Source organism: Streptomyces sp. DI166, assembly GCF_900091315.1.
GTDB classification, from domain to species: domain Bacteria; phylum Actinomycetota; class Actinomycetes; order Streptomycetales; family Streptomycetaceae; genus Streptomyces; species Streptomyces fuscus.
Map to the genome: position 1 here is coordinate 35372 of NZ_FLSP01000050.1, position 26049 is coordinate 61420.

General features: G+C 72.0%; 22 protein-coding genes and 1 pseudogene. 11 read left to right on the top strand and 12 right to left on the bottom strand.

All coding sequences use genetic code 11. The features are described from left to right. Positions 1-134: 134 nt before the first annotated feature. Positions 135-1133, top strand: coding sequence for a type I glyceraldehyde-3-phosphate dehydrogenase (gene gap / locus GA0115233_RS23510; protein ID WP_093722258.1), 999 nt, complete (start codon positions 135-137; stop codon positions 1131-1133). A gap of 28 nt (positions 1134-1161) precedes the next feature. On the opposite strand, the gene GA0115233_RS23515 is transcribed toward gap, so the two are convergent. Both GA0115233_RS23515 and GA0115233_RS23520 read right to left on the bottom strand, forming a co-directional pair. Then, positions 1162-1491 carry a hypothetical protein gene (locus GA0115233_RS23515; protein WP_255310320.1) on the bottom strand — a complete coding sequence of 110 codons (330 nt, stop codon included), beginning with the start codon at positions 1489-1491 and terminating at the stop codon, positions 1162-1164. A gap of 220 nt (positions 1492-1711) precedes the next feature. Then, positions 1712-2290 (bottom strand): TetR/AcrR family transcriptional regulator, encoded by a 579-nt coding sequence (locus tag GA0115233_RS23520; RefSeq protein WP_093722259.1) that lies wholly within the window; start codon positions 2288-2290, stop codon positions 1712-1714. Positions 2291-2375: 85 nt separating this feature from the next. On the opposite strand from GA0115233_RS23520, the pseudogene GA0115233_RS23525 reads away from it, so the two are divergent. After that, positions 2376-3258 (top strand): annotated as a pseudogene (locus tag GA0115233_RS23525) (SDR family oxidoreductase). A 9-nt stretch (positions 3259-3267) separates the two neighbouring features. Here the strand turns inward: GA0115233_RS23525 and GA0115233_RS23530 are convergent. The 4 genes from GA0115233_RS23530 to GA0115233_RS23545 all read right to left on the bottom strand — a co-directional run bounded on the left by GA0115233_RS23530 (position 3268) and on the right by GA0115233_RS23545 (position 7189). After that, positions 3268-4998, bottom strand: coding sequence for an aminotransferase class V-fold PLP-dependent enzyme (locus tag GA0115233_RS23530; protein ID WP_093722279.1), 1731 nt, complete (start codon positions 4996-4998; stop codon positions 3268-3270). A 196-nt stretch (positions 4999-5194) separates the two neighbouring features. Next, entirely contained in the window at positions 5195-5449 is a 255-nt protein-coding gene (locus GA0115233_RS23535; RefSeq protein WP_255310319.1) for a hypothetical protein, read from the bottom strand. A gap of 89 nt (positions 5450-5538) precedes the next feature. After that, a complete protein-coding gene (locus GA0115233_RS42415) occupies positions 5539-6342 on the bottom strand; it encodes a DUF4440 domain-containing protein (protein ID WP_093722260.1) in 804 nt (267 codons plus the stop codon). Further along, a complete protein-coding gene (locus GA0115233_RS23545; RefSeq protein ID WP_218063524.1) occupies positions 6284-7189 on the bottom strand; it encodes a helix-turn-helix transcriptional regulator in 906 nt (301 codons plus the stop codon). Before GA0115233_RS23545 ends, GA0115233_RS42415 begins: the two co-directional genes overlap by 59 nt. 154 nt (positions 7190-7343) lie before the next feature. On the opposite strand from GA0115233_RS23545, the gene GA0115233_RS23550 reads away from it, so the two are divergent. Next, complete coding sequence (locus GA0115233_RS23550; RefSeq protein WP_093722261.1) at positions 7344-7637, top strand: amphi-Trp domain-containing protein; 294 nt, start codon at positions 7344-7346, stop codon at positions 7635-7637. Between the two features lie 12 nt (positions 7638-7649). Beyond that, a complete protein-coding gene (locus GA0115233_RS23555; protein WP_093722262.1) occupies positions 7650-9746 on the top strand; it encodes a SpoIIE family protein phosphatase in 2097 nt (698 codons plus the stop codon). 18 nt (positions 9747-9764) lie between these two features. Here the strand turns inward: GA0115233_RS23555 and GA0115233_RS23560 are convergent, their stop codons facing one another. Next, entirely contained in the window at positions 9765-10154 is a 390-nt protein-coding gene (locus GA0115233_RS23560) for a VOC family protein (protein ID WP_093722263.1), read from the bottom strand. 33 nt (positions 10155-10187) lie between these two features. Next, positions 10188-11033, bottom strand: a complete 846-nt coding sequence (locus tag GA0115233_RS23565) for a GntR family transcriptional regulator (RefSeq protein ID WP_093722264.1) — start codon at positions 11031-11033, stop codon at positions 10188-10190. 306 nt (positions 11034-11339) lie between these two features. Between GA0115233_RS23565 and GA0115233_RS23570 the strand changes: the two genes are divergently transcribed. Then, complete coding sequence (locus GA0115233_RS23570; protein WP_093722282.1) at positions 11340-12902, top strand: beta-N-acetylhexosaminidase; 1563 nt, start codon at positions 11340-11342, stop codon at positions 12900-12902. A gap of 90 nt (positions 12903-12992) precedes the next feature. Then, positions 12993-14420, top strand: a complete 1428-nt coding sequence (locus tag GA0115233_RS23575; protein WP_093722265.1) for a cellulose binding domain-containing protein — start codon at positions 12993-12995, stop codon at positions 14418-14420. Positions 14421-14475: 55 nt separating this feature from the next. On the opposite strand, the gene GA0115233_RS23580 is transcribed toward GA0115233_RS23575, so the two are convergent. Both GA0115233_RS23580 and GA0115233_RS23585 read right to left on the bottom strand, forming a co-directional pair. After that, positions 14476-16947 carry an ABC transporter permease gene (locus tag GA0115233_RS23580; RefSeq protein WP_093722266.1) on the bottom strand — a complete coding sequence of 824 codons (2472 nt, stop codon included), beginning with the start codon at positions 16945-16947 and terminating at the stop codon, positions 14476-14478. Continuing rightward, entirely contained in the window at positions 16944-17756 is an 813-nt protein-coding gene (locus GA0115233_RS23585) for an ABC transporter ATP-binding protein (RefSeq protein ID WP_093722267.1), read from the bottom strand. The genes GA0115233_RS23580 and GA0115233_RS23585 overlap by 4 nt, the downstream gene beginning before the upstream one ends. A 187-nt stretch (positions 17757-17943) precedes the next feature. Here GA0115233_RS23585 and GA0115233_RS23590 point away from each other — a divergent pair, with 187 nt between their 5' ends. The 5 genes from GA0115233_RS23590 to GA0115233_RS23610 all read left to right on the top strand — a co-directional run bounded on the left by GA0115233_RS23590 (position 17944) and on the right by GA0115233_RS23610 (position 23637). Next, complete coding sequence (locus tag GA0115233_RS23590) at positions 17944-18510, top strand: PadR family transcriptional regulator (protein ID WP_093722268.1); 567 nt, start codon at positions 17944-17946, stop codon at positions 18508-18510. Positions 18511-18567: 57 nt separating this feature from the next. Beyond that, positions 18568-20286 carry an acyl-CoA dehydrogenase family protein gene (locus GA0115233_RS23595; protein ID WP_093722269.1) on the top strand — a complete coding sequence of 573 codons (1719 nt, stop codon included), beginning with the start codon at positions 18568-18570 and terminating at the stop codon, positions 20284-20286. Positions 20287-20371: 85 nt separating this feature from the next. After that, the gene (locus GA0115233_RS23600) at positions 20372-22081 is read left to right on the top strand and encodes a pentapeptide repeat-containing protein (protein WP_107406456.1); all 1710 of its coding nucleotides are present in this window, start codon (positions 20372-20374) and stop codon (positions 22079-22081) included. Positions 22082-22135: 54 nt separating this feature from the next. Then, the gene (locus GA0115233_RS23605; RefSeq protein WP_093722270.1) at positions 22136-23119 is read left to right on the top strand and encodes a hypothetical protein; all 984 of its coding nucleotides are present in this window, start codon (positions 22136-22138) and stop codon (positions 23117-23119) included. A 65-nt stretch (positions 23120-23184) separates the two neighbouring features. Further along, positions 23185-23637 carry an SsgA family sporulation/cell division regulator gene (locus GA0115233_RS23610; RefSeq protein ID WP_093722271.1) on the top strand — a complete coding sequence of 151 codons (453 nt, stop codon included), beginning with the start codon at positions 23185-23187 and terminating at the stop codon, positions 23635-23637. A 13-nt stretch (positions 23638-23650) separates the two neighbouring features. Here the strand turns inward: GA0115233_RS23610 and GA0115233_RS23615 are convergent, their stop codons facing one another. Continuing rightward, positions 23651-25210 (bottom strand): mucoidy inhibitor MuiA family protein, encoded by a 1560-nt coding sequence (locus GA0115233_RS23615; RefSeq protein ID WP_093722272.1) that lies wholly within the window; start codon positions 25208-25210, stop codon positions 23651-23653. 8 nt (positions 25211-25218) lie between these two features. Then, positions 25219-26049, bottom strand: an 831-nt coding sequence (locus GA0115233_RS23620; protein WP_141689559.1) for a DUF4139 domain-containing protein, incomplete at its 5' end; no start/stop codon positions are given.

The following is a 26049-nucleotide window of genomic DNA, read 5'->3' on the forward strand; positions in this document are numbered from 1 at the left end:
CACCCGGGGCCGGGTGACGGGCGGGATCCCGGGGTGGCGAGATCCTTTTGAACCATGGCGATACCGCCACTGTCAGCGGACCCGGCCACGGGCGAACCTGGAGGCGAAGCAAGGGACGAAGGGACTTCACACTCATGACTCGCATCGCCATCAACGGATTCGGCCGCATCGGACGCAATGTGCTGCGTGCCCTGCTCGAACGGGACAGCGACTTCGAGGTCGTCGCCGTGAACGACCTCACCGAGCCGACCGCGCTCGCCCGGCTGCTCGCCTACGACAGCACGGCCGGCCGGCTGGGCCGCCCGGTGACCGTCGACGGGGACGTGCTGGTCGTCGACGGCCGCCGGATCAAGGTGCTGGCCGAGCGGGAGCCGGCCCAGCTGCCGTGGGCGGACCTGGGTGTCGACATCGTCCTGGAGGCCACCGGCCGCTTCACCTCCGCGAAGGCGGCCCGCGCCCACCTCGACGCCGGTGCGAAGAAGGTCCTCGTCAGCGCGCCGTCGGACGGCGCCGATGTCACGCTCGCGTACGGCGTGAACACCGACGCCTACGACCCGGACGTGCACACGATCGTCTCCAACGCCTCCTGCACCACCAACGCGCTCGCCCCGCTGGCCGCCGTCCTCGACGAACTCGCCGGTATCGAGCACGGGTTCATGACGACGGTGCACGCCTACACCCAGGAGCAGAACCTCCAGGACGGCCCCCACCGCGATCCGCGGCGCGCCCGCGCCGCCGGCGTCAACATCGTGCCGACCACGACCGGTGCCGCCAAGGCGATCGGCCTGGTGCTGCCGAACCTGGACGGCAAGCTGTCGGGCGACTCGATCCGCGTCCCGGTGCCGGTGGGCTCGATCGTCGAGCTCAACACGACCGTGGCCCGCGACGTGACCCGCGAGGACGTCCTGGCCGCCTACCGCACCGCGGCGGAGGGCCCCCTCAAGGGGATCCTGGAGTACTCCGAGGACCCGCTGGTGTCGTCCGACATCACCGGCAACCCCGCCTCGTCGATCTTCGACTCGGCCCTCACCCGCGTCGACGGCCGCCACATCAAGGTGGTCGCCTGGTACGACAACGAGTGGGGCTTCTCCAACCGCGTGATCGACACGCTGGAACTGCTCGCCGGCCGCTGACCGGCCGCCGGTCCGCACCCCTGCCGGGTCACAGGGCGTGATTGAGCCACCGCCGCAGCGCGGCGTGGGTGGAATCGTCCAGCTGACACAGGGCCTTGATCGCGTCGAGGTCGCCCGGCAGGGGCGCGATGCCCGCGGTGGTGAGGGCGGCGTGCAGTTCCAGGCGCCGCCGGTCGGCCGGGTCCAGCGGCATGGACAGCCGGGTCGTCGGGTCGGGGGCGGGCAGCAGATAGTCGTCGTGGTCCATGAGGCCGACCACCGTCGGAGCCATCTCCGGCTCCTCCTCGATGCGCGCGGCGGGGAAGCGGTAGGGGTCGAGATCCTGAATCGCCGCGTGGCCCGTGGTGAATGCCTGCATTCCAGTCACGAGTTCCTCCTCGGTCGGGATGTCGTTGCAAGACACGACGGGCCCGGCACCGGGGAAGTTGCGGATCGGTGCGCCTTCCACCCGAATGCCCCCAACTGCATTTCGTCACAAGACAGATGAACCAAAAGGCACATCCGTCACCCCGCGCGGTCGCCGCGCACGGCGTGAACTCGGCCGCGACCGGGGCGGAATGGGCCGCTGACCTGCACGGTCAGCTCAATGCCGCGCTCGCCGCGCGCAGTTCGGCCAGGGCCGTCAGGACGTACGGGGCCAGGGCCTCGTCGGTGCCGCGGTCGCTCTCCGACCATGCGGCGTAGCCTCGTTTGAAGGCGAGGACGCCCAACTCGCCCGCCACCGCCGCGGTCGCGTCCGGTACGCCCCGGGCGGTCAGGGCTTCGGTCATCGCGGCCGCCAGGCTGACGCTCTTGAGGGCGTCGCGTTCCTGAAGCTCGGTGCTGGCGGCGACGGCCGCCTTGAGGCGCGGGGCGAGTTCCCGGTTCATGGGGCCCATCGCACCGGCGGCGCGCTCCAGGCCCGCGGCGACCGCGTCGAGCGGTCCGGCGTCGGCAGGGGCTTCGGCGATGCCCTCGGCCAGCAGCCGGCTCAGTGTCTCCTGCCCCGCCACCAGCAGCTCGCGCTTGTCGGGGAAGTGCCGGAAGAAGGTGCTCTTGGTGACGCCGGCGCGCTCGGCGATCTGCGCGACCGTCGTGGCGTCGTAGCCCTGCTCGGTGAAGAGATCGACAGCAGCCACGACAAGGCGTTCGCGTGCACCGGGTTCCCATCGAGGCATGGGTCGATCATACGTGATGAGACAAAGGTCCCATCACCCGCTACTGTGATGGGACAAGAGTCCCGTCACTTGTACGGAGTTTCCCATGCGTGTTTTCGTCACCGGCGGCACCGGTCTCGTCGGTTCCGCAGTCGTCGCCGAACTGCTCGGCAACGCCCACACCGTCCTCGCGCTCGCCCGCTCCGACGCCTCCGCCCAGGCGGCGCGGGCGGCCGGTGCCGAGGTACTCCGGGGGATCCCTCTCCGACCTGGACGTCCTGCGCGCCGGAGCCGCCCGCGCCGACGGGGTGATCCACCTGGCCTTCGGCAACGACTTCAGCAGCCCCGAGGCCCTCGCCCGGTCCATCGACGAGGAGACCGCCGCGCTCGCGACGCTCGGCGAGGAACTCGTCGGCAGCGACCGCCCCTTCGTCACCGTCTCCGGCACGCCCGCCGTACCCGGCCGCCTCGCCACCGAGGCCGACCCCCTGCCGCTGGACGGGCCGGTCGGCGGCCGGGGCCGGGCGGTCACCGCGGTCCTGGAACTGGCCTCGCGCGGGGTGCGCAGCTCCGCCGTACGCCTGCCGCGCACCGTCCACAACCAGGGCGCGGGCGGCTTCGCCGGGCTGCTGACCGGCATCGCGCGCCAGAGCGGGGTCTCGGGATACCCGGGCGACGGCACCCAGCGCTGGCCCGCCGTGCACGCGCTCGACGCGGCCGTGCTCTTCCGGCTCGCCCTGGAGCGGGCGCCCGCCGGGACCGCCTGGCACGCGGTCGCCGACGAGGGCGACGCGGTACGGGACATCGCCGAGGTCATCGGACGGCGCCTCGGCCTGCCGGTCGCGTCGGTGCCCGCGGAGACGTACGGTCCGATCGGACCGATCTTCGCGACCGACCAGCCCGCCTCCAGTGACCGCACGCGGCAGGCCCTCGACTGGGTGCCGAAGCAGCCGGGACTGCTGGAGGACCTGGAGAACATCCGGCCCTGACCGGGGTCCTCAGGAGTGCGGGCCGTCCCCGTGTCCCGCCACGCATATGGGCGGCAGCGGGAACCAGCGCATGTGCTCGAAGTCGGGCGGCAGACCGGTGGGACCGTCGTCGAGCCGGTCGGGGCGGGCGGCCAGCACCTCGCGGGCACGGTCGAGTTGACCGGGCAGCGCGTCCTCGCCCAGCCGCCGGTGGGTGACGGCCGGGACGGTGAGACGACCGTCGGCCGTGTACCGCACATCGGTCAGCCGCAGCGGCGGATCGACCGGACCGGCGTGGTGGTGCCACTGCCCCGTGTGCGGGTCGAAGCGGTAGTCGGGCAGGAGCCGGTGCCCGCTGGTCGCGATCAGGTCGACGGCGTCGATGAGGTAGTCGCGGACGGTGTCGCTGATGAAGTAGTTGAAGTTGACGCGGATCCAGCCGGGCTTGATGCCGTCGCACCCCTGCACCACCTCGTCGAGCAGCGCGTGCGAGGTGGCGGCGTCGATGGACAGCAGACGGTGGCCGTAGGGACCGGCGCAGGAGCAGCCGCCCCGGGCCTGGATGCCGAACAGGTCGTTGAGCACGGCGACCACGTAGTTGTGGTGCAGGACGAACGGCTCGCCGTGCCGGATGCGGAAGGAGACGATCGACAGCCGTCGGGCGTGGTGGTTGCCGAGGATCTGGATGTTGGGGTTGCGGTCCCAGCGTGCGAGGGCGAGGCGCCAGTGGCGTTCTTCGGCGGCCTGGATGGTGTCGGTGCCGACGGCCTGCTTCAGCCTGAAGACCAGCCCGGCCCGGATGGACTCGACGATCGCGGGGGTGCCGCCCTCCTCACGGGCCACGGGGTCGTCGAGATACCGGTGCACGAGCGGATCGACGAACAGGACCGTGCCACCGCCCGGAACGGTGGGCACCCGGTTGCGTACCAGTTCCCGGCGGACCACCAGCACTCCCGGGGTCTGCGGCCCGCCCACGAACTTGTGCGGGGACAGGAACAGCGCGTCCTTGTGGTCCCCGGCGCCCGGAGCGCTCTCCGCCACACGGATCGGGACGTAGGGTCCCGCCGCCGCGTAGTCCCAGAAGGACAGGGCGCCGTGCGCGTGCAGCAGGCGTGCCACGCGCTCGGTGTCGGTGAGGATGCCGGTGACGTTGGAGGCGGCGGAGAAGCTGCCGATGCGCAACGGACGGTCCGCGTACCGCCGTAGCCCCGCCTCCAGGGCGGCGAGGTCGATGTGGCCGTCGGCGTCCTCGCCGATCTCGACGACGTCGGCTGTCGACTCGCGCCAGGGCAGCTCGTTGGAGTGATGCTCGTACGGGCCCACGAACACCACCGGCCGCAGCGGCGCCGGTGGCCGGTCGGGGCGTCTCAGCTCCAGGATGCCGACCAGCTTGTTGGCCGCGCCGGTGGCCCCGGACCCGCAGAAGATCACCAGGTCGTCCTCGGTGCCGCCGACGCCGTCCCGGATGATCCGGCGGGCGTCCTCACGCAACCGGGTCGTCTGCAGGCCGGTGCTGGAGCTCTCCGTGTGGGTGTTGCCGTAGCGGGGCAGCACCTGCGCGCGGACGAAGTCCTCGATGAAGTCCAGGGAGCGGCCGGAGGCGGTGTAGTCGGCGTAGACGATCCGCTTCGGCCCGTAAGGCCCCTCCAGCACCTCGTCGTCGCCGATCAGCCCGTCGCGTATGCGCTCCAGCAGCGTCGTGGCGGGCGACGCCGAGGCCGTGCTCACCGTTCCGAGGGGCTGCAGTGTGCTGCCGGTCATGCCGGTGCCCTTCTCGCTGGCGTCGGCTGCCCGGCTCCGGGCCACCGCTGAGCACGGGGCCGGGGCAGGGGCCGACGGGGCACGCCGGGACCGGTCGGTCTGCGCGCGCCCGAATGTCTCGGCGATATACCCTGCCCGGTATTTTACCGGCGCTTTCGGGAGCGGCAACCGGGTGCTTTCGGACGGCGATCAGCGGTCAGCCGCCGGATTCGGCCAGCTCGGCGTGGCGCAGCAGCAGGCGGGCCAGATCGCGCGCCTCGTCCGCGGTGAGCGCGGCCCATGTGCCGTGTTCGCCGTCGCGGTCCTGGCCCACGTTGAGGGTGACCCGCTTGATCGGCCGCTCGGCAGGCGCGAGTTGCAGGCAATGCACGGCGATCCTGCGCCCGCAGGACGTCACGACCTGGTCGTCGTCGTGATGCGGGACGGACCGGGTGCGTTCTGCCGCCGTCATCGTTCACCTCCTGCCTCGATGCCGTACGGGATATCAGTGACAGCGCCTCCCGAGGCCGTGTTGTTCCCCGTCGCGGGCCCGAACCCCGGTCACCGCTGTGGTGAGTCGATCGACGTGAGCTGGGTCAGCGAGCAGCGCCACCGCTCGCCGTCCCACACGAACACGTCCGTGGCCCACTCGTCCGCGGTGAACCGCTCGCCCCGGAACGTGCCGCTGTTGGTGCCGTGGGCCGTCACCAGCGCGGTCGTGTCGGACAGCGAGGCCACGCGCTCGACTTCGAGGTTCATCGAGTCGTGGGTCAGCTCACCCGCGGCGACCAGCTTGAGGAACCGCGCGCCCGCCGTGATCCCGGTGGCGGCGACGAACGTCCAGTCGGGGGTGGCGAAGCGGGCGATCGCCTCGGCGTCGTTGGCGACGATGGCGGCGGCCCACTCGTCCAGAAGAGCGGCGAAGGTCTCCCGGTCCGCCCTCGGCGCCGCGCCCTCGCCCCGGTAGGTGCCGAAGCTCCACAGGTTGCCCTCGGGGTCGCGGACGCTGAAGCCGCGGGAGCCGTAGTCCTCGTCGACCAGGCCGCGGACGATCTCGGCCCCGGCGTCCTCGGCCCGCCGGAAGAGCCCGTCCGGGTCGTCGCAGACGACGTAGACCGCGTCGTTGCCCGGCTCGCGGCGCCCCCAGGCCGAGTCGTCCTTGCCCGCGCTGCCCAGCATCACGCCCCCGCCGAGCGGCCACCGCAGCTCCGCGTGCTCGACGACCGACGGGTCGTCCTCGCGGGCGTGGACCGCGGTCTCCCGGAAGCCGTAGACCTCGGTCAGGAAGGTGATCGCGGCGCGTGCGTCACGGTAGGCGAGGCACGGCCAGACGCTTGCTGTCGTTGTCGTGGTGATGGCGTTCATAAGGCGACGATGCCCCGCCCTCACCGTCGGCGTCTTGTACGGATGGAACATCCCCGGCGAGCAACTCCGTCGGCGTACAGCCGGCCAGCGCCACGAAGTCCCGGGTCAGGTGGGACTGGTCGTAGTACCCGCAGGCCGCCGCCACCTGGGCGATCGACACGAACGGCGGTGAGGCGCGCAGCATCCGCTGGGCCCGTTCGAACCGCACCACCCGCGCCGCGAGCTTCGGCGACAGACCGAACTCGTCACGGAAACGGCGGGCCAGGTGCTGGCGGCTCCACCCGCTCTCCTCGGCCAGGTCGCGCACGGACACCTCGCCCCGGGAGGCCACCACCGTCTCCCAGGCGAACCGCAGCTCGGGCGCGGGCGCACGGTCACCGGTCAGACGGCCGAGCACGGTGTCGCAGACGGCGAACCGCTGCCGCCATCCGGAGCCGGTCTGCAGACGTTCCCACAGCTCGCGGCCGGTGGCCCCGACCACGTCCCCGAGCTCGACCGAGGTGTTCCACAGCTCGCCCGCCGGCATGCCGAACAGCGCCCGGGACCCGAGCGGCGTCAGCTCGATCGCCACGCCCTCCTGGTCGCCGCTGTGGGAGATCAGCGCCGACGACGCCTGAAGGCCGCTGAGTACGCATGCGTAGTGCCGCGGGGGCTGCGCGGGGTCGGTCTGGGCCACGACGTCGATGTCGTCGCCGATGCTGACGATGAAGGTCATATGGCGCGACGGCAGCCCGCGGTGGACCGCCGGCGGGAACCCCGTCAGCCGGTAGCCGCAGTACTGCTCGATGAACGGCCGCAGCGGCGGCGCCGGTGGGGCCGTCACCCACTCCTCGCACCGTTCCACCATGGAAAAAGCGTACAAGCGGAGTCCTGTGCGCGGCCGGGTCCGGCGAGGATGCCCCGCACGGCACACCGCGCCACAATGACCGGTATCAGTCCTCTACGTCCATATATGCGCTTTACGCGACATGTGCGCCCCGCGCACGCATCGGAAGGTGCCCATGAAGGACCTCAAGTTCGAGCAGAAGCGCTCACTGTCCCGCCAGGAGGCCGCCGACCAGCTCATGGCACTCGCGGAGGCGCTGAGGGAGGGCGGGGAGGCAGAACTGGACCTCGGTGCGGGAACGCTGAGCCTGCGCCTCCCCGACGACCTCAGCAGCGAGGTGGAGGTCGAGATCGGCGACGGGGAGGTCGAGCTGGAGATCGAGCTGAAGTGGCCCGCCTCGTCCGCGCGGAGCGGCGGTGGCACCGGCCGGAGCAGGAGCGGCACGAAACGGGCCGCCAAAAAGGCCTGAGCGGGCCAGGTCATGACAGGTACGGCCGACGCGAGCCCGGACTCGGACGCGCTGGACGCCGCGTTCGCGCAGACCGTACGGGCGACCGGGGCCACCATCGGCGCCCTGTACCTGTTGGCCCCGGGCGAACAGCTGCTGTGCCTGGACGCGCTGTACGGGGCGCCGCTGGAGTTCGCCGCGCCGTGGAGGAGGGTGCCGCTCGCCGCCCCGGCGCCGATCGCCGACGCCGTACGGGACGACCGGATGGTCTGGGTGAGCGGCATGGATGAGATGGCCCGCTCCTACCCGCGTACCGCGATCGTCCTGCCCTACCCGTTGGCGCTGGTCGCAGCGCCGGTCACCGGTGTACGGCAGTGGGGCTCGCTGCTGCTGATGTGGCCCCCGGCCACGCGTCCGCCGTACATGACCCAGCGGGAGCGGGCCAACATCACGTCCGGCTGCCGACGCCTGGCCCGGCTGCTGGAGGAGGCCCCGGAGCGCCCCGCCCGGCCCCGCGTCGTGACCATGGAGAAGGACGCCTCCGCCGGGGGGCAGGCCGCGGCCGCCGCCGACTTCGCCGAACGGCTGCCCGGCGGAAGCTGCGCCGTGGACCTGGACGGACGATTCACCTACGTCAGCTCCGGCGCCTGCGAACTGCTCGGCTGCGACGCGGGGCGGCTGCTGGGCACCCGCCCCTGGCAGTCGCTGCGCTGGCTGGACGACCCCACCATCGAGGACCGCTACCGGGCCGCGGTGATCAGCCGCGAGCCGGTGTCGTTCACCGCGTGCCGCCCGCCCGACCAGTGGCTGGAGTTCCACCTGTACCCGGACGACAGCGGCATCAGCGCCCGCATCGTCCCCAGCGGCGGCCGGACCCCCGCCGCACCGGCGCCGCCCCGGTCCTCGCGCACCGCCACCCCGTCCCGGGCCGGCCGGCTCTACCAGCTCACCCATCTGGCCGCCGCGCTCACCGAGGTCGTCGGCGTCCAGGACGTGGTGGACCTGGTCGCCGACGAGATCATGCCCGCCTTCGGCGCCCAGGGCCTGGTGCTGTCCACCGCGAGCGGCGGACGGCTGCGCATCGTCGGCCACCGCGGCTACCCCGCCGACTCCATCAGCCGCCTCGACGGCCTCCGCGTCGACACCTCCCTGACCCCGGCGGGCCAGGCCCTGAGCAGCGGCGTCCCCGCCTTCTTCGGCAGCGCGGAGGAGATGCGGCGCGGCTACGCCGAGGCACCGGTGATCAGCGGCAAGAAGGCCTGGGCGTTCCTGCCGCTGATCATCTCAGGGCGGCCGGTCGGCGTCTGCATCCTGTCCTACGACAGACCGCACGCGTTCTCCGCCGAGGAACGCGCCGTCATGACCTCCCTCGCCGGGCTCATCGCCCAGGCCTTCGACCGGGCCCGCCTGTACGACACCAAGCACGAACTCGCCCACAGCCTCCAGCAGGTCCTCCTCCCGCGCAGCCTGCCCGAAATCCCCGGCCTGCGCGTCGCCGCCCGCTACCTGCCCGCCACCCGCGGCATGGACATCGGCGGCGACTTCTACGACCTGATCCGGCTCGGCGACAGCACGGCGGGGGCGGTCATCGGCGACGTCCAGGGCCACAACGCCGCGGCGGCGGCCCTGATGGGCCAGGTACGTACAGCGGTCCACGCCCACGCGACCCTCGGCACACCGCCCGACCAGGTCCTGTACCGCACCAACCGCCTCCTCACCGACACCGCCCCCGACCTGCTCACGAGCTGCCTCTACGCCCACCTGGACTTCACCCGGCGCCGAGCGACCATGGCAAGCGCGGGCCACCCGCCCCCGTTGCTCCGCCGCCCCGACGGCACCACACACCCCCTGTCGGTAACACCCGGCCCCCTCCTGGGCATCGACCCCACGGCCGACTACCCCGTCACCGAAGTCCCGCTCCCCGAGGGCACGTTGCTCACCCTCTACACGGACGGCCTGGTGGAAACCCCCGGCACCGACATCGAGGACTCCATCACCACCCTCGCCCACCAACTGGCCGCCGCGGACGACAGCGACCTGGAAGCACTGATCGACACCCTGCTCCTGGGCACGGACACGAACGGCCAGCGGATGGACGACATCGTGGTGCTTGTCCTGCAGCGCGTGTAACGGCCGGGGCCGGTGCCGTCAGGCGAGGTAGTGTGCGCGGCCCTCGTCGTCGAGTTCGAAGGTGCCCTCGGGGATGACGCAGAACTCGTTGCCCTCCGGGTCCGCCATGACCAGGAAGCCGCCGTCGTCGTACTGGGTCAGCCGGTGGCCGCCGAGGGACTCCACCCGTTGCTGTTCCGTCGCGGGGTCGGGTGAGGTGATGTCGAAGTGCATACGGTTCTTGCCCGACTTCGGCTCGTCGGTGCGCTGGAAGCCCAGGCCGAGGCCGTTCTCGCGGCGCAGCCACACATAGGGGCCCATACGGCCCACCACCGGCCTGCCGAGCAGCCCGGACCAGAACGCGGCGAGCCGCTCGGGGTCGGCGGCGTCGATGATCAGGGCGTTGACCTGCAGTGGGGAGTTCGTCATGGCTTCCGTTTCTTGGTGCGGGCGACAGGCGGTTCAGGTGTTCTGCTGGACGATTCCCCGTGTCGAGAAGCTCACCGGGTCGCCGCCCGTGAAGTCGCCCGGAGGGATGCCGGGATGGTGGCCGTCCTCCGTCGTGGGGTGCTCGTCGTGGGCGCTGAGGGTGAGGCGGGAGACGATGCGGTAGCGGTCGCCGCGGTAGAGGGAGTGGACGTACTCCACCGCCCGGCCCCGGGTGTCCGTGGTGAGCCGCTCGAAGAGCAACGCGGGGGACAGTTCCGGCACTTGGAGCAGTTCGGCCTCGGCCCGTGTGACCACTGTGGGCTCGATGGACTGCACCGCCTCGCTGACCCGGATGCCGTGCCGGTCGCGCAGGTGCTCGTACAGATCGCCCTGTTGGAGCTCGTCACTGGTCAGGCCGGGCGCCAGATCCGTCCGCACGTGCAGGTGCTCGATGGCGATGGGGGAGCCGTCGACCAGACGCAGGCGCGCGACGTACAGGATCTCCGCGGCCGGGGAGATGCGCAGCTTGCGGCTCACGCGGGCGCCCGCCGGATGCCTGCGCAGCTCCAGCAGCCTGCTGGTCCACACCCCGCCCGCCTGCGGCAGGCTCATCGAGTTGGGGTCGGACACCAGTTCCTGGGTGATCTTCTCCGCGGCCACGAACATGCCGCGTCCGTGCTCCCGCACCAGCAACCCCGCGACGACCAGTTCGTCCACCGCCGCCCGCAACGTCGGTCGTGACACACCGAGTTGGGAACACAGGGTGCGCTCGGAGGGGATGGCGTCCCCGGGGCGGCGCGCCTCGATGAGTTCGAGGATCGCGTCCCGGACCCGCTCACGCTTGAGTATCGCGCCGGAGGCTGCCGCGTCGATCTCCATACGGGCTCTCGTTCGTCGTCGGGACGTAGCGTAAATTCGCTGGTCAACTATAACTGGTCAAGTGGTCAGGGGGTGGCTGAGCTGCGTGTCGGGGGTGCGTTGGTCTGGTCCGGCTCAAAGTGCCTTCTCGCGGCAGGGGTTGACGATTCAATTGGTCTATGCCACCTTCATGGCCGCGCCCAACTGGTAAAGCACTGGCTAGTGATTGGTCAGGTCGGGTTCCTCAGTCCTTTCTCCTCGGACTCCAGGCGCCCCGACCTCCTGACGCGTCCCGCCGAACCCCGGAGACCCCGCCCCGTGGACCCGCTGCCCTCCGCACCCCCACACCCCGAACTCGCCCTCGTTCCCTGCCCCACCGCACTCTCTGCGCGCCCCGGCCGGTACCGCCTGGACGACACCGCCCGGCTGCACGTCACCCCCGGCACCGAGCAGGCCGCGGACCTCCTGCGCGCCTATCTCGAACCCGCCACCGGACTGCCCCTGAAGCACGCCGACGACGGCTCCTTCGTCCTGATCCTCGACCCCACCCTCACCGGCCTCGCCGAGGAGGGTTATGCCCTCACGGTCTCCGACGACCAGGTCCTGCTGCGCGCCGCCCACCCCACCGGACTCCTCCGCGGAGTCCAGACGATCCGTCAACTCCTGCCCCACGAAGCCCTGTCCGCGCCGGTCCACCGCATCGAACTGCCCGGCGTCGAGATCACCGACGTACCCGCCCACCCCTGGCGGGGCATGCTCCTCGACGTCTCCCGGCACTTCCAGCCAGTCTCCTACCTCCGCCGCTTCGTCGACCTCCTCGCCCTGCACAAGCTCAACGTCCTGCACCTGCACCTCACCGACGACCAGGGCTGGCGCATGCCCGTCGCCGCCTACCCCAGGCTCACCGAGATCGGCGGACGACGGGCCCGGTCGATGGTCGGCCCGGCCGGCAGCGAGCACTTCGACGGCCGCCCGCACGAAGGCTCGTACACCCGCGCCGACCTCACCGGCCTCGTCTCCTACGCCACCGCCCGAGGCGTCACCGTCGTCCCCGAGATCGGCACCCCGGGCCACGTACGGGCCGCGCTCGCCGCCTACCCCGAACTGGGCAACCACCCCGACCGGCGGCTCGACGTATGGACCCACTGGGGTGTCTGCACCAATGTGCTCGGCGTCGGCGACCACGTCCTCGACTTCTTCCGCACGGTCCTCGACGAAGTCATGGACGTCTTCCCCTCCCCGTATGTCCACATCGGAGGCGACGAGGTCCCCACGCAGGAGTGGGAGGCCAGTCCGGCGGCGATCGCCCGTGCCGCGCGCGAGGGGCTGTCCGGACCGCGGGAACTGCACGGCTGGTTCCTGGCACGGATGGCCGACCACGTCGTACGGTCCGGCCGGCGCCCGGTCGCCTGGGCCGAGGACGGCAGCACCCTGCCCCCGACCTGCACGGTGATGAGCTGGCGCACACCCCGGCACGCCTGGGCCGCGGCCCGCCGGGGGCACGACGTCATCCACGCCGACCACCGCTCCACGTACTTCGACTACGCCCGCGCCCCCGGCCCCGCCGAACCGCCCGCCCAGCCGGGCCACGCCCTCGACCTGCGGAGCGTCTACGGCGTCGACCTCACCCCACCCGCCGCCGAGCCCCGGCTCGCCGGGCAAGTCCTCGGTGTGCAGGGGCAGTTGTGGACGGAGTTCGTCCCGACCCCCGAGCACATCGAGTACCTCACCTACCCCCGTCTGTGCGCCCTCGCCGAGCGGGCGTGGGCGACCACCGAGGACTGGCCGGACTTCCGGACCCGGCTGGACGGGCACCTCGCCCGCCTGACCGCCCTCGGCGTCCCGCACGACATCCTCCCCGACCGCAGGGCACACCCGTCGCCGGTATAGGCCGATGCGGCGCCCACCCACCCGCACATCCACGCTCCAACCCCACCATCCCTCCCGCGGACACCGGGAGCGAACGAAAGGAACCGTCGGATGAGTACCCGTGCCACCCGCCGCAGCACGCGCGCGGCCCTCGCCCTCACCGCCGTCATCGGCAGCGCCGCCCTGGCGGCCGTCCCCCTCACCAACGCGTCCGCCGCACCGGGGGACAGCCTCGCAGTCCAGTACCGCACCAGTGCCAGCGGGGCCACCGCCGACCAGAGCGAACCGTGGTTCAAGGTCCGCAACACCGGTACCAGCACGATCCAGTTGAGCCAGGTCAAGATCCGCTACTACTTCAAGGCGGACTCCCCGAACGCCACCTACCGCTTCGCCTGCTCCTGGGCGGTCAGAGGCTGCTCGGCGATCACCGGGACCTTCGGCACCCTGGCCAACCCCACCGCCACGGCCGACCGTTACCTGGAGATCGGCTTCACCAGTGCGGCCGGAACCCTCGCCCCCGGCGCGGACACCGGCGACATGCAATTGCGCTTCTACCAGTCCAACTGGCAGCGGCTGACGCAGAGCGACGACTACTCCTTCAACGGCGGCCAGACCGGCTACGCCGACTGGTCCAAGGTCACCGCGCAGTTGGGCGGCGCCCACGTGTGGGGCACCGCTCCCGACGGCAACGAGCCCACCGACCCGCCGACCCCGACCGACCCGCCCGGCGACGGCAAGACCCTCTTCGACGACTTCAACTACTCCTCGCACACCGACCCGGCCCTGTCGAGCCACGGCTGGAGCGTCCGCTCCAACTCCGGCGGCCCCGGCGTCCCCGGCGCCACCTGGGACCCCTCGAAGGTCACCTTCGTCAACCAGGGCGGAAACTCGGTGATGAACCTGGAGACCTCCACCGCCGGTACCGGCTCCAGCACCACCCACACCGAAGTCCTCACCAAGTCCATGAAGTTCAAGAACGGCACCTACGCGGCCCGGGTGAAGTTCTCCGACGCGCCGAAGTACGGCCCCGACGGCGACCGCATCGTCCAGACGTTCTTCACCATCAACGACCTCAAGGCCCCGATGGCCGACGACTACGCCGAGTACGACTTCGAGTACCTGCCCAACGGCGGCTGGGGCGAGCCCGCGAACATCCTGTACACGACCTCCTGGGAGACCTACAACCCGGACCCGTGGCAGGCGGTCAACCAGCACAGCGAGGTCCGGCAGAGCTACGCGGGCTGGCACGACCTCGTCGTCACCATCGACAACAGCAGGATCACCTACTACGTCGACGGGCAGCACTTCGGTACGCACGACGCCGCCTATCTGCCCGAGCGGCCCATGTCGATCAACTTCAACCAGTGGCTGATCGACCTCCAGGGCCAGACGTCGACCACCCCACGTGCCTACGACCAGCAGGTCGACTACGTCCTGCACGTCAAGGACCAGGTCCTCACCCCGGCCCAGGTCGCCGCGAAGGTCTCCGAACTGCGCGGTGACGGCACGACCTTCGTCGACGAGGTCCCGGCCCCCTGACCCGGGGCCCGCAGTCGGGACCGTGGGCGCCGCGGAGGGTGAGGCGCCCACGGTCTCAGCGTCGCAGTGCCGCCCTGCCCGGCAGCGTCACGGACAGCAGGCCCAGCGCCACCGCGGCCCCGGCGAAGGCCGCGTAGGTGAGCGGGGGCACGTACGGGTCCTCGCCGGTCAGGCCGCGCATCATCGGGATCAGCGTCGCGGCGGCGATGGCCGTACCGAGGACGACGCCCGCGACCGCGACCAGCAGCGCCTCCCAGCGCAGCATCCGCATCACCTGACGGCGGGTGGAGCCCACCAGGCGCAGCATGCCGAGTTCGCGGCGCCGGTCCAGGACGGTCATCACCAGGGTGTTGGCGGCGGCGACCGCGGCGAAGCCGCCGAGGACCGCGGCCATCGTGCGGTTGGCCCAGGCGTTGAGTTCGCGGTCGGTGTTCTGTTCGACGACGTACCCGGAGGCATCGGTGACCTCGCCGAGTGCGGCGAGGGCCCTGGCGTCCCCGCCCCGCACCAGCAGCACGCTGTCGAAGCCCGAGGTGACATGGGGAGCGAGCGAGGCGCGGTCCATGGTCACTGTGGCGAGGCCGAGCCCTCGGCCGTAGACGGCGACGACCTCGGGGCGGCTCTTGGTGCCGTCGGGCAGGTACAGCTCCAGCCGGTCGCCCACCGCGACCTTCGCCGACGTGGCGAGGGTCCTGTCGACGGCGATCCGGCCCTTGCCCAGACGGTCCAGGCTGCCGCTGCGTACGTCGAGATCCTGCACCTTCGCCAGGTCCCTGCCGGAGCCGGAGACCCCCTGCGCGGTCGAGTTCTGCAACCACCGGTCGGCGCCGGAACCGACGGGCACGAGGACCTGTGTGTCGAGCAGGGACACCGCCGCCTCGACGCCGGGCGCGCGGGCGGCCCGGTCGGCGGTGCCGGCGGGCAGTCCGGCCGGGTGCGTGACCACGTGGTCCGCGGTCAGGCCCTCCCGCAACTGCCGTTCGGCGACATGGCTTTCGCTGCTGTGCATGAAGACGAGCGTCGACGCGAAGGCCATCGCCAGCACGATCGGGGTGATCGCCGAGGCCAGACGGCGGGCGTTCGTACGGGAGTTGGCGGCAGCCAGCGAGGCCGGGGCGCCACCGCCCCGCAGCACCGTCCCGAACAGCCCCGCGCACAGCCGCGCCACGATCGGACCGAGCAGCGCGACGGCGAGCATGAAGCACATGACGACACCGAGCGCGGCGTTGGCGGCGTCGTCCCCGGCCGCACGGGCGGCGAGCACGCTGAGGAAGCCGCCACCGACCAGGGCGCCCACGCCCAGCACGGTACGGACCACGCCCGGCCGCAGCCGTTGCACCGACGCCTCGGTGAGCGCTTCACCGGGCTTGATCCTGGACGGACGCCGCCCGGCCGCCCAGCCCGCGACCAGCGCGGTCAGCAGCCCCGTGCCGACGGCCACGACGAGCGGGATCCAGGACACGTGCAGCTCGACGGCCTCCGGTATGGCCCCGCGGTCCCGAAGCTCCCCGAACCACCAGTGCGCCAGCCCGATCCCCGGCAGACAGCCCACCAGCCCGGCCAGCGGCGCGACCAGCAGCGCCTCGGAGGCGACCGCGCGGCGGATCTGCCGGAGTGTCGCACCGACCGCGCGCAGCAGCGCGAACTCCCGGGCGCGCTGAGCCACCGACAGCGCGACCGTGCCGGACGCCGTGAAGACCGCGACCACGGCCGCGATCCCGCCGAACGAGCCGCCGAGCCCGGTGAGCAGCTCCCTGGCGTAGGCAAGCCCCTGCTCCTCGACACCGCCCCGGTCGTCACCGGTGTGCACCTCGACCCCCGAACCGGCGAGCGCCTTGCGCACCCCGGCGGCGAGCGCGTCGGTGTCCGCCCCTTCCTCGGGCAGTACGGCGATGGCGTCGGCCTTGCCGGGGTGCCCGGCCAGAGCCGGGGAGCGGTCGTCGGCGAACCAGGCGACGGCGCCCTCGTCCACGTCGCCGGGACCGGGCTCGGCCAGCCCGGACACGCGGAACCCGGCGCGCCCGGCGGCGGTTTCCAGCGTGACGATGTCCCCGACCTCGGCGGCGGTGGTGCCGAGCACCACCTCACCTGCGCGGGGCGCCGACCCGGAGGTGAGTGTGGCGCCGGTGAACCGGTGCGCGCCCCAGCCGTGGCCGGTCAGCGTGGACTCGCCCTGCCGCACGGGGAACGTGAGGTCGGGCACCGCGGCCCGCACGCCGGGCACCCCGGCCGCCTTCCGCGCCAGCTCCGAGTCGACCCGTGCCGTGTCCGGCAGCGGCTCGGCCGTCTCCGTGCGGCCGTCCCCACTGCCCGTGACGAAGCGGGCGTACTGGTCCGCCGCGGCCACGACCGGAGCCTGCGCGTACCGCTGTGGCGGGACGGAGGCTCGGGCGCCGGTCTCCAGGAGAATGCCGCAGGCCGAGACGATCAGCGCCGACATCAGCAGCGCGACGAAGGTGCCCGCGAACGCGGCGGGCTTGAACCGCACGGCGGCGCGGGCGAGGCCGTTGGGGGCGAGGCTCCTCACGCGGCGACCCCCGCCATCGCCCCCGCACGGGAGGTGAGCGTGGCCATGCGGGCCGCGATCTGCTCCGCCGAGCCGCCGTCGAGGCCGCCGGCGAAGACGCCGTCCGCGAGGAAGAGCACGCGGTCGGCCCAGGCCGCGGCGGCCGGGTCGTGGGTCACCATCACCACGGTCGCCCCGAGCGTGTCCACCGCCTGCCGCAGCAGACCGAGGACACCGGTGGCGGTGGCCGTGTCCAGGGCGCCTGTGGGCTCATCGGCGAAGATCACGTCCGGGCTGGTGACCAGGGCGCGGGCGATGGCGACCCGCTGCTGCTGACCGCCGGAGAGCTCGCCCGGGCGGCTGCGCGCCTTGTCGGAGAGCCCGACCTGCGCCAGCACCGAGGCGGCCCGGCGCCGGTCCTGCCGCTGCCCGGCAAGACGCATCGGCAGCAGCACGTTCTGCTCCACGGTGAGGGACGGCAGCAGGTTGAACGCCTGGAAGACGAAGCCGAGGCGGCTGCGGCGCAACTCGGTGAGCCGGTTCTCGCGCATCCCCGTGATCTCCGTACCGCCCAGCCGCACCGACCCGGCCGTCGGCCGGTCGAGCCCGGCCGCGCACTGCAGGAACGTCGACTTGCCGGACCCCGAGGGCCCCATGACGGCGGTGAACGTGCCGTGCGGCAGAGCGAGGTCGATGCCCGCGAGCGCGTGCACGGCGCCGGAGCCGCGGCCGTACTGGCGCCGGACACCGCGCAGCTCGACGGCGAGACCGGGCGTCCCCTGCGCCTGCCGCTCCTCCGCCGCGTGCCCCTTGCCCCTGCGCAGCCTCATGGTCCGCCCTCTCCTGATCCTCACCTGGCCGATGACTCAACGCTACGGAGCACGGGCGGGGGCGGGCCATGGTGGCTGCTGGCGAGTCCGGGGTGGGGGTAACCCGAAGCCCCGCCCGCGAGTGAACCGCGTCTCACCGGGCCGAGGGGACTTGGCTATGCAACGAGTTGCATATCAAGATCGGGGCATGGCGCTTGAGCACGCGATCCTCGTCTCCCTGCTGGAGCAGCCCGGCACCGGCTATGAGCTGGCCCGGCGCTTCGACCGGTCCATCGGGTACTTCTGGACCGCGACCCACCAGCAGATCTACCGCGTCCTCAAGCGCATGGAGAGCGACGGCCTGCTCGCCGTCCGCGGGCTGCCGCAGCAGAGCAGGCCGGACAAGAAGGTGTACTCCGTCATGGACGCGGGCCGTGCCGCCCTCGCCCAGTGGCTGCACGAGCCGATCGAACCGGAGAGCATCCGGCACGAACTCGCCGTGAAGATCCGCGGCGCGGCCTTCGACGACCCGTCCGCGCTGATCCGCGAGGTCGAACGGCACCGCAAGGCGCACAGCGACCGGCTCGCCCACTATCTCGCCGGCGAACAGCGCGACTTCACCGGCCCCACCGCCCCCGGCCCGCTCGACGCGGGCCAGGAGCTCCAGCACGTCGTGCTGCGCGGCGGCATCGCGTACGAACGGATGACGATCGCCTGGCTCGACGACGTACTCGCCACACTCCACCGGCTCAGCGGCACACAGCCGCGCGACTGAGCCCTCCGGCACTTCCATTCCGACCGTTCACCCTCAACCCTCGGAAGGCGGACCTCCATGACCGACCCGCTCCTGTTCAACCCGCGTACGTACGACCCGGCGCACTTCGACCCCGAGACCCGCAGGCTGCTGCGCGCCACCGTCGACTGGTTCGAGGAGCGCGGAAAGCGCAGGCTCATCGAGGACTACCGCACCCGCGCCTGGCTGGCCGACTTCCTCGCCTTCGCCGCCAAGGAAGGCCTGTTCGCCACCTTCCTGACCCCCGGCTCGGCCGCGAGCAACAAGGAGCAGCGCTGGGACACGGCCCGGATCGCCGCCCTGAACGAGATCTTCGGCTTCTACGGACTCGACTACTGGTACGCCTGGCAGGTGACCATCCTCGGGCTCGGCCCGGTCTGGCAGAGCGATAACGCCGCGGCCCGCGCCCGCGCCGCCGAACTCCTGAACCAGGGCGAGGTGTTCGCCTTCGGCCTGTCCGAGAAGACCCACGGCGCTGACATCTACTCCACCGACATGCTGCTCACGCCCGACGGCAACGGCGGCTTCACGGCCACGGGCTCCAAGTACTACATCGGCAACGGCAACGCCGCCGGCCTCGTCTCCGTCTTCGGCCGCCGCACCGACATCGAGGGCCCCGACGGCTACGTCTTCTTCGCGGCCGACAGCCGCCACGAGAACTACCACCTCGTCAAGAACGTCGTCGACTCCTCCAAGTACGTCAGCGAATTCCGCCTGGAGAACTACCCGGTACGCCCCGACGACGTCCTGCACACCGGCCGCGCCGCCTTCGACGCCGCCCTCAACACCGTGAACGTCGGCAAGTTCAACCTGTGCACCGCCTCCATCGGCATCTGCGAGCACGCGATGTACGAGGCGATCACCCACGCCCAGAACCGCATCCTCTACGGCCGCCCCGTCACCGCCTTCCCGCACGTGCGCCGCGAACTGGCCGACGCCTACGTCCGCCTGGTCGGCATGAAGCTGTTCAGCGACCGCGCCGTGGACTACTTCCGCGTCGCCTCGCCCGAGGACCGCCGCTACCTCCTCTTCAACCCGATGACGAAGATGAAGGTGACCACCGAGGGCGAGAAGGTCATCGACCTCATGTGGGACGTCATCGCGGCCAAGGGCTTCGAGAAGGACACCTACTTCGCCCAGGCCGCCGTCGAGATCCGCGGGCTGCCCAAGCTGGAGGGCACGGTCCACGTCAACCTCGCGCTGATCCTCAAGTTCATGCGCAACCACCTGCTCGATCCGGCCGAGTTCGAACCCGTGCCGACCCGCCTCGACGCCGCCGACGACACCTTCCTCTTCCAGCAGGGACCCGCCCGCGGCCTCGGCTCCGTCCGCTTCCACGACTGGCGCCCCGCCTACGACGCCTATGCCCACGTGCCGAACGTGACCCGCTTCCGCGAACAGGCCGACGCGCTGTGCGAGTTCGTCACCACGGCGGCCCCCGACGAGGAGCAGAGCCGCGACCTCGACCTCCTCCTCGCCGTCGGCCAGCTCTTCGCCCTGGTCGTCCACGGCCAGCTGATCCTGGAGCAGGCTCGCCTCACGGACCTCGACGAGGACGTCCTCGACGAGCTGTTCTCCGTCCTCGTCCGCGACTTCTCCGCCTACGCCGTCGAACTCCACGGCAAGGACTCCGCGACCGAGGCCCAGCAGAACTGGGCGCTCGCCGCGGTACGCCGCCCCGTCATCGACGAGGCCCGCTCGTCCCGCGTGTGGGAGCGCGTGGAGGCGCTGTCGGGGGCGTACGAGATGGCGCCCTGAGCCGGTGCGATGGGGGTGCCCAAGTGACGGCCCGCGACCCGTCACTTGGGCAGCCCTTCCGGCGCGGGACGTACGATCGGGCGTCATGATCGCCGACGCACCTGCCTCACCGCCCGACTGGCCGTACTGCCGGCTCGGTGACGATCCGTCGCCGGACGGCGTTCGCTGCTTCGGCCGCCGGGTGGACGGGTACGCCGAATGCCTGGCACACCTCAGCGATGCCGACCGGGGCGCCTACCTTGCGGCACTGCGGCCCGGGGCCGATGTCGACCATCGCGGGACGCCCTTCACGGAAGAACTCCTGGGGCAACTCACCGACGCCCTCACCGACCCCTCGACCGACGAACCACGTGTCGGCAATGCCGAGTTCGACCGGGCCAGGTTCAGCGGTGACGCCCACTTCGACGGCATGAGGATCAGCGGTGACCTGTCGATGCCCGAGGCGGTGGTCGCGGGCCACCTGTGGCTGTACGGCACGGAGGTCGGCGGCGAGGCCCGGTTCGACGACGCCGAGGTCGGCGGTCATGCCTGGTTCGTCAACGCGAAGTTCGCTGGGGACGCCGACTTCCACAGGACGCGAATCGACGGGGACGCCCTGTTCTACGGGATGGTGGTCTCCGGCGACACCACCCTGGTCGCCGCGCAGGTCGGCGGCGACACCTGGTTCGACGGCGCCCAGTTCGACGGCCGCCTCTGGATCACCGCGTCGACGTTCACCGGCACCTGCTCGCTGTCGGCCGTGCGGATCGGCGGCAACGCCCTCTTCGACAGCACCGTGTTCGAGCAGACGGTTCAATTCGGGCCGCTGGTGTGCGAGGGCAGGCTGGATGTGTCGGGAGCGGTGTTCCAAGGCGTTTCGACCATCGAGGCGGTGACCGGGGACCTGCGGTTCGTCCGCACACGCTGGGCCTCCACCGCCGCCCTGCGCCTGCGTCACGCGGCCGTGGACCTGAGCGACGCGGTCCTGGAGTTCCCCGTGAGCATCGCCGCCCGCAGCCGGCCCTTCGTCACGGACCACGGGGAGCTGGACGAGCCCTTCCCGGCCGACGCGCCGGTACGCGTCGTATCGACCAGAGGCGTCGACGCCGCACACCTCGTGCTCACCGACGTCGATCTGACCGACTGCCTGTTCGCCGGGACCGTCCACCTGGACCAGCTCCGCCTGGAGGGCCGGTGCAAGCTGCCCACCGCCCCCGCGGGCCTGCGCTGGACACCCCGCCGGACGCTGGCCGAGGAACAGCACTGGCGCGCCGCCCGCTCCGGCGGCACGGACGGCTGGACCCCCGCACCGGAGGGGGAGACCGTGCTGGAGCCCGCCGTGCTGGCCCCGGTGTACCGGCAGCTGCGCAAGGCGTTCGAGGACGCCAAGGACGAGCCCGGAGCGGCGGACTTCTACTACGGCGAGATGGAGATGCGCCGCCACGACCGGGGCACCCCGCGCGCCGAGCGGGCCCTGGTCGCCGCTTACTGGGCGCTGTCCGGCTACGGGCTGCGCGCCTCCCGCGCCCTGGGCTGGCTGTTCGCCGCCATGGCCGCCACCGTGCTCGCCCTGATGCTGTGGGGAGTGCCGAAGGAGACACCCGGCCCCGCCAACCCCGACGGACCCTATGCGGAGCGGCTCACTTCCGAGCGGTTCGAGAAGTCGCTGCGGGTCGTCATCAACTCCGTGGTGTTCCGCAGCGCGGGCCAGGACCTCACCACCACCGGCACCTATGTCGAGATGACGTCCCGTATCGCCGAACCGATCCTCCTCGGCCTCGCGGTGCTCGCCGTCCGAGGCCGCGTCAAACGATGACACGGGCATCGCCGACCGCGCCGGTAATGCGGCTTTTCATGATAGATACGGCATGTGCGTCATCGGGAGGACAGGAAGAAGGCGGGGGACCGCAAGGAGCGCTCCGCCGAGCGCTGGCTGCTCGCGGCGATCGTCGCCGAACCCCGATATCTGCCCGAACTCCTCGCCGACTTCGCCGTCCGCCACATGGGCAAGGGCGTACCCCGCGCGATCGAGAAGCTGCGCCACGACCACCCCGACGCCGACGAGGCGGAACTGCGGGCCAGGGTCGTCACCCGCGGCAGGCGTGCGGTCGTGTCGGAGGGGGCACTGGTCGGCGGCCCCTTCCTCGTGCTGATTCCCGTGGCGTTCTGCACGGCCATCCTCCGCCAGGCCCGTACGATCCTGGAGCTGGCCGCCCTCGACGGACGTGACCCCACCGACCGCGCCCGCGCCGCCGAACTGATGGTCCTCCAGGGTGCGTACGAAGACACCACGCAGGCGCGGGAAGCGCTCGACAGGATGCCGCGCACCGTCGAACCGCCGCCCGTCCGCTTCAGACGCTGGGCGGCCGTGTGGGAGGTCACCCTCCGGATGGCCCGGCTCCTCGGGATCATCACGCCGGGCGACGACTACGCGGGCATGAGCCGTGTGCGCCGGATCGTCGTACAGACGGCGCGCTGGCTCCTGCTCGGCGTGGTCCTCGTGGTCGGGTTCGTCGCCCCGCTCGTCTGGCTCCCGTACATGGGGAACTCCTACCGCCGTGCCGACGCCCGCCTGATGCCCCGGGTCCTCGCCTACTACTTCGGCGACAGCGCCGCCGTCACCGCCCCGCGCCGCAGGATCTCCGCGCCCGAACCGGACGTCCTGGCGGCCACCTTCCGCGCGGTCCTGTCCCTCCTCGTCCCGGTCCTCCTGATCGTCTTCACCCTCCTCGCCGGACTGGACCTGGCCGGTCACCGCTGGCCGGTCTTCGGCCTCGTCCTGGCCGCGGGGTCGGTCGTGGTCGGCGGGCTCTGGTACCGCAGGCACCGGCGCAGGCCGTCTTCCGAGAGTTGACAGGAAAGAAGCCGGCGCAAGCGGGTACCCGGTGCCGCGATGCGGGCGCACGGGTGGGAGGACGTATGAACGGCAAGCAGTTCGGATCAGGTGGGAGGACTCCGGCGTCCAGTCGGCCGGAGTCCCTCTCGCTGACCGCGCACCAGGTGATCCAGGAGGTCAGAGCTGCGCTGCGGGTGGACTTCTCCTACGACCCGGCCGATCCGCTGTTCGTGACCGTCGTCTTCCGGCCGGCCCACGACAGGGCCGTGACCTGGCAGATCAGCCGCACCCTGATGTGCGACGGACTGCGGCGGCCCACCGGCAACGGGGACGTACGGATCTGGCCGCTGCGCCGCACGGGCCGCCCCGTCGTCCGGCTGCGTCTGCACGACCACGGCTCCACGGCCCTGTTCGAGATCGACCTGGCCGACCTTCAGGACTGGCTGGCGCGGACCTGCGAAGCGGTGCCGCCCGGGACGGAACTCGACGACGTCGACTGGGACGCCGCCCTGCGCGCCCTGGTCGACGGCACCTGACGGGGGCCGCGGCTCACAGACCGCTCACCTTGCCGCTCGCGGAGACCTCGTACACCAAAGTGATGCTGCGGTGGCCGCCCGGCGGGAGGGCGATGTCCCAGCGGGCGATGCCCTCCTCGTCGACCGTGTCCGGGAGCGGGGAGCAGTCTTCCTTGCGCAGCCGTACGTCCACGGCCGAGACCTCGGAGACGGGGATCCGTTCCCGCACCGCCACCACCTGCTCGCCCTCCGCCCCCGGAGCGGAGAAACGGGACAGGTGCAGGCGCACGGTGTGGGTGACCGTGGTCCGCTGGGTCATGGCCGCGGTGTCGCGGGACTCCTCGGCGTACCGCACGACCCGGTAGTCGTCCTGGCTGCCGAAGGCGAGCTCGACGGGTCCGCCGGGAGCGGTGAAGTCCAGGGTGCCGCGTCCGCTGAACCCGCTGCCGCGCACCAGGTCCACAGGGCCGGCGAGGAGCGCGTGCCCGGAGGCGTTGTCGAACCGGACCACCTGGGTGACCAGCGGGGACAGTTCGGGGGAGCAGGCGTACTCGCTGCGTGCGGGCATGGCGGCCGAGGAGAGCGGAATGCGGTGGGCGCGGCCGTCCGAGGGCACCGAGACGGGGGCGGGGGAGCGCAGCACCCGGGTCTCACCGCCGTCGTCCACGCCGGGCAGGCCGAGCACGGGCGCCGGGCCCAGGTCGGCGATGTCCTGCTCGCGCATCTCCACCGCGACCGTGCGCCGCTCGGCGGGGGAGCGGTCGGTCAGGGTGAGCCGGTCCTCGACCAGACGGGGCGGTTCGTTCGCCGAGGCCGAGCGCGCCGTCGACAGCGTCAGGGCGACCGCGGACCAGTCCTCGCCGGTGCGCTGCCAGACCATGGCGTCCGTCTCCAGCGTCACGGTGTCCGCTTCGAGCACCGCCCGGTAGGCGGGCCGCCACAGCGCGCAGGGCACCAGGTGGGTCAGCCGCAGCCGGGCCTGGCCCGCCTCGGCGGACCGCACGGTGAGCTCGATGTGACCGAGCAGCTCGGCGGGCTCCTGCTCGGCCAGTGCGACGGCCTGCTCGGTCTCCTGGATGCGGGTGGCGAGGGTGTTCAGGCGGGCCTGTGCGACGCGCAACTCCTCGCTGACGCTGTCGCGTTCGTCGTCGGCGCGGTCGAGTTCCGCGGACCAGCGGGCCACCTCCGTCTCGCCGAGGCCGGCTGCCTCGCCGATCTCGCGCAGGAGGTCGGCGGCGAGTTTGCCCAGCAGGTCGAGGCGGGTGCGCAGCCGGTCGGTCCGCTTCTCCAGCGCGAACCGCTCCTCCTTGAGGTCGTGCAGGCGCAGTCGCAGCGCCGAGTCGTCCGCGGTGGGCTCGGGGCCGCGCGGCGTCCAGGTGCGCACGAGGCGGGCGTCCAGGACGGCGGTGTCGTGGTCGGCGGTCAGCTCCGCGTGCAGCGTGCGGTCGACGGCCAGCGCGCTGACCGGCCCGAGGCGCAGCCGCTGGGTTCCGGCCTCCAGGTCGAGGGCGAGGGTGCGTTCGACGTGGGTGCGGTCCTCCAGGCAGGTGACGGCGGTGACCGGGGCGGGGATCAGGTCCGTATCCGTGGGCATGGTGTCTGTCAGCTCCTGCGGTTGCCGCCGGCCAGGGCCTTCGCGGCCGGGATACGGATCTCGTAGCCGCCCTCCAGGGCGACGGTGCCCCCGGGCGGCAGCTCGACGCGCCACACACGGGTGCCGGGGGCGTGCCGGTCGGGGCCCGCGCCCTCGTCGGGGACCGCCCAGTCGGCCCTCTCCTCGATCCGCACGTCGGATTCGGAGGTGACCGGTACCTGTTCGCGGACCTCGACCCGTACGGGCCGGGCGAGCCGGTTGGCCAGCTCCACCGACACGCGGTGGTCCAGCACGGTGGTGTTGTTGCGCAGGCCCGCCGTGGACTCGTTGAGGTGGGTGCGCCGGGTGACCTGGATGCCCTCGGCGGGCCCGAGCCCCATCCGGCGGGCACCGCCGGGCGCGAGCGTGGGCAGCGCGGCCGTCAGCAGGAAGTCGTCGTCGACGGTGACCTCGACCGGTCCCGCGAGCAGGGCCTGGTCGGTGGCGTTGGACAGGACGAGGGTGCCGTAGACCCGCTGTTCCACGGAGGGCACGGCCAGGTACTCGGTGCGCAGGCCGACCGGGATCTCGCCGATGGTGACGGTGTGCCAGGTGCCGTCCGAGGGGATGTCCGCACGGGCGTCGGCGTCGTAGCGGTGGTCGAAGGAACCGGCCGACTCGCGGGGCCGTACGGCATGCCCGGGAAGCGGCAGCGAGGCCACCGACTCGGCGCGACGGCGGTACTCGACGGCCACCGGATCGTAGGGCGTGGCGGGGAACAGACGGCCCCTGCGGTCGGCGGACTCGTCGGGGCCGCTGAGCTGGAGGGCGGCGTAGTCGAGCTCGTCGTGGGAGGGCTG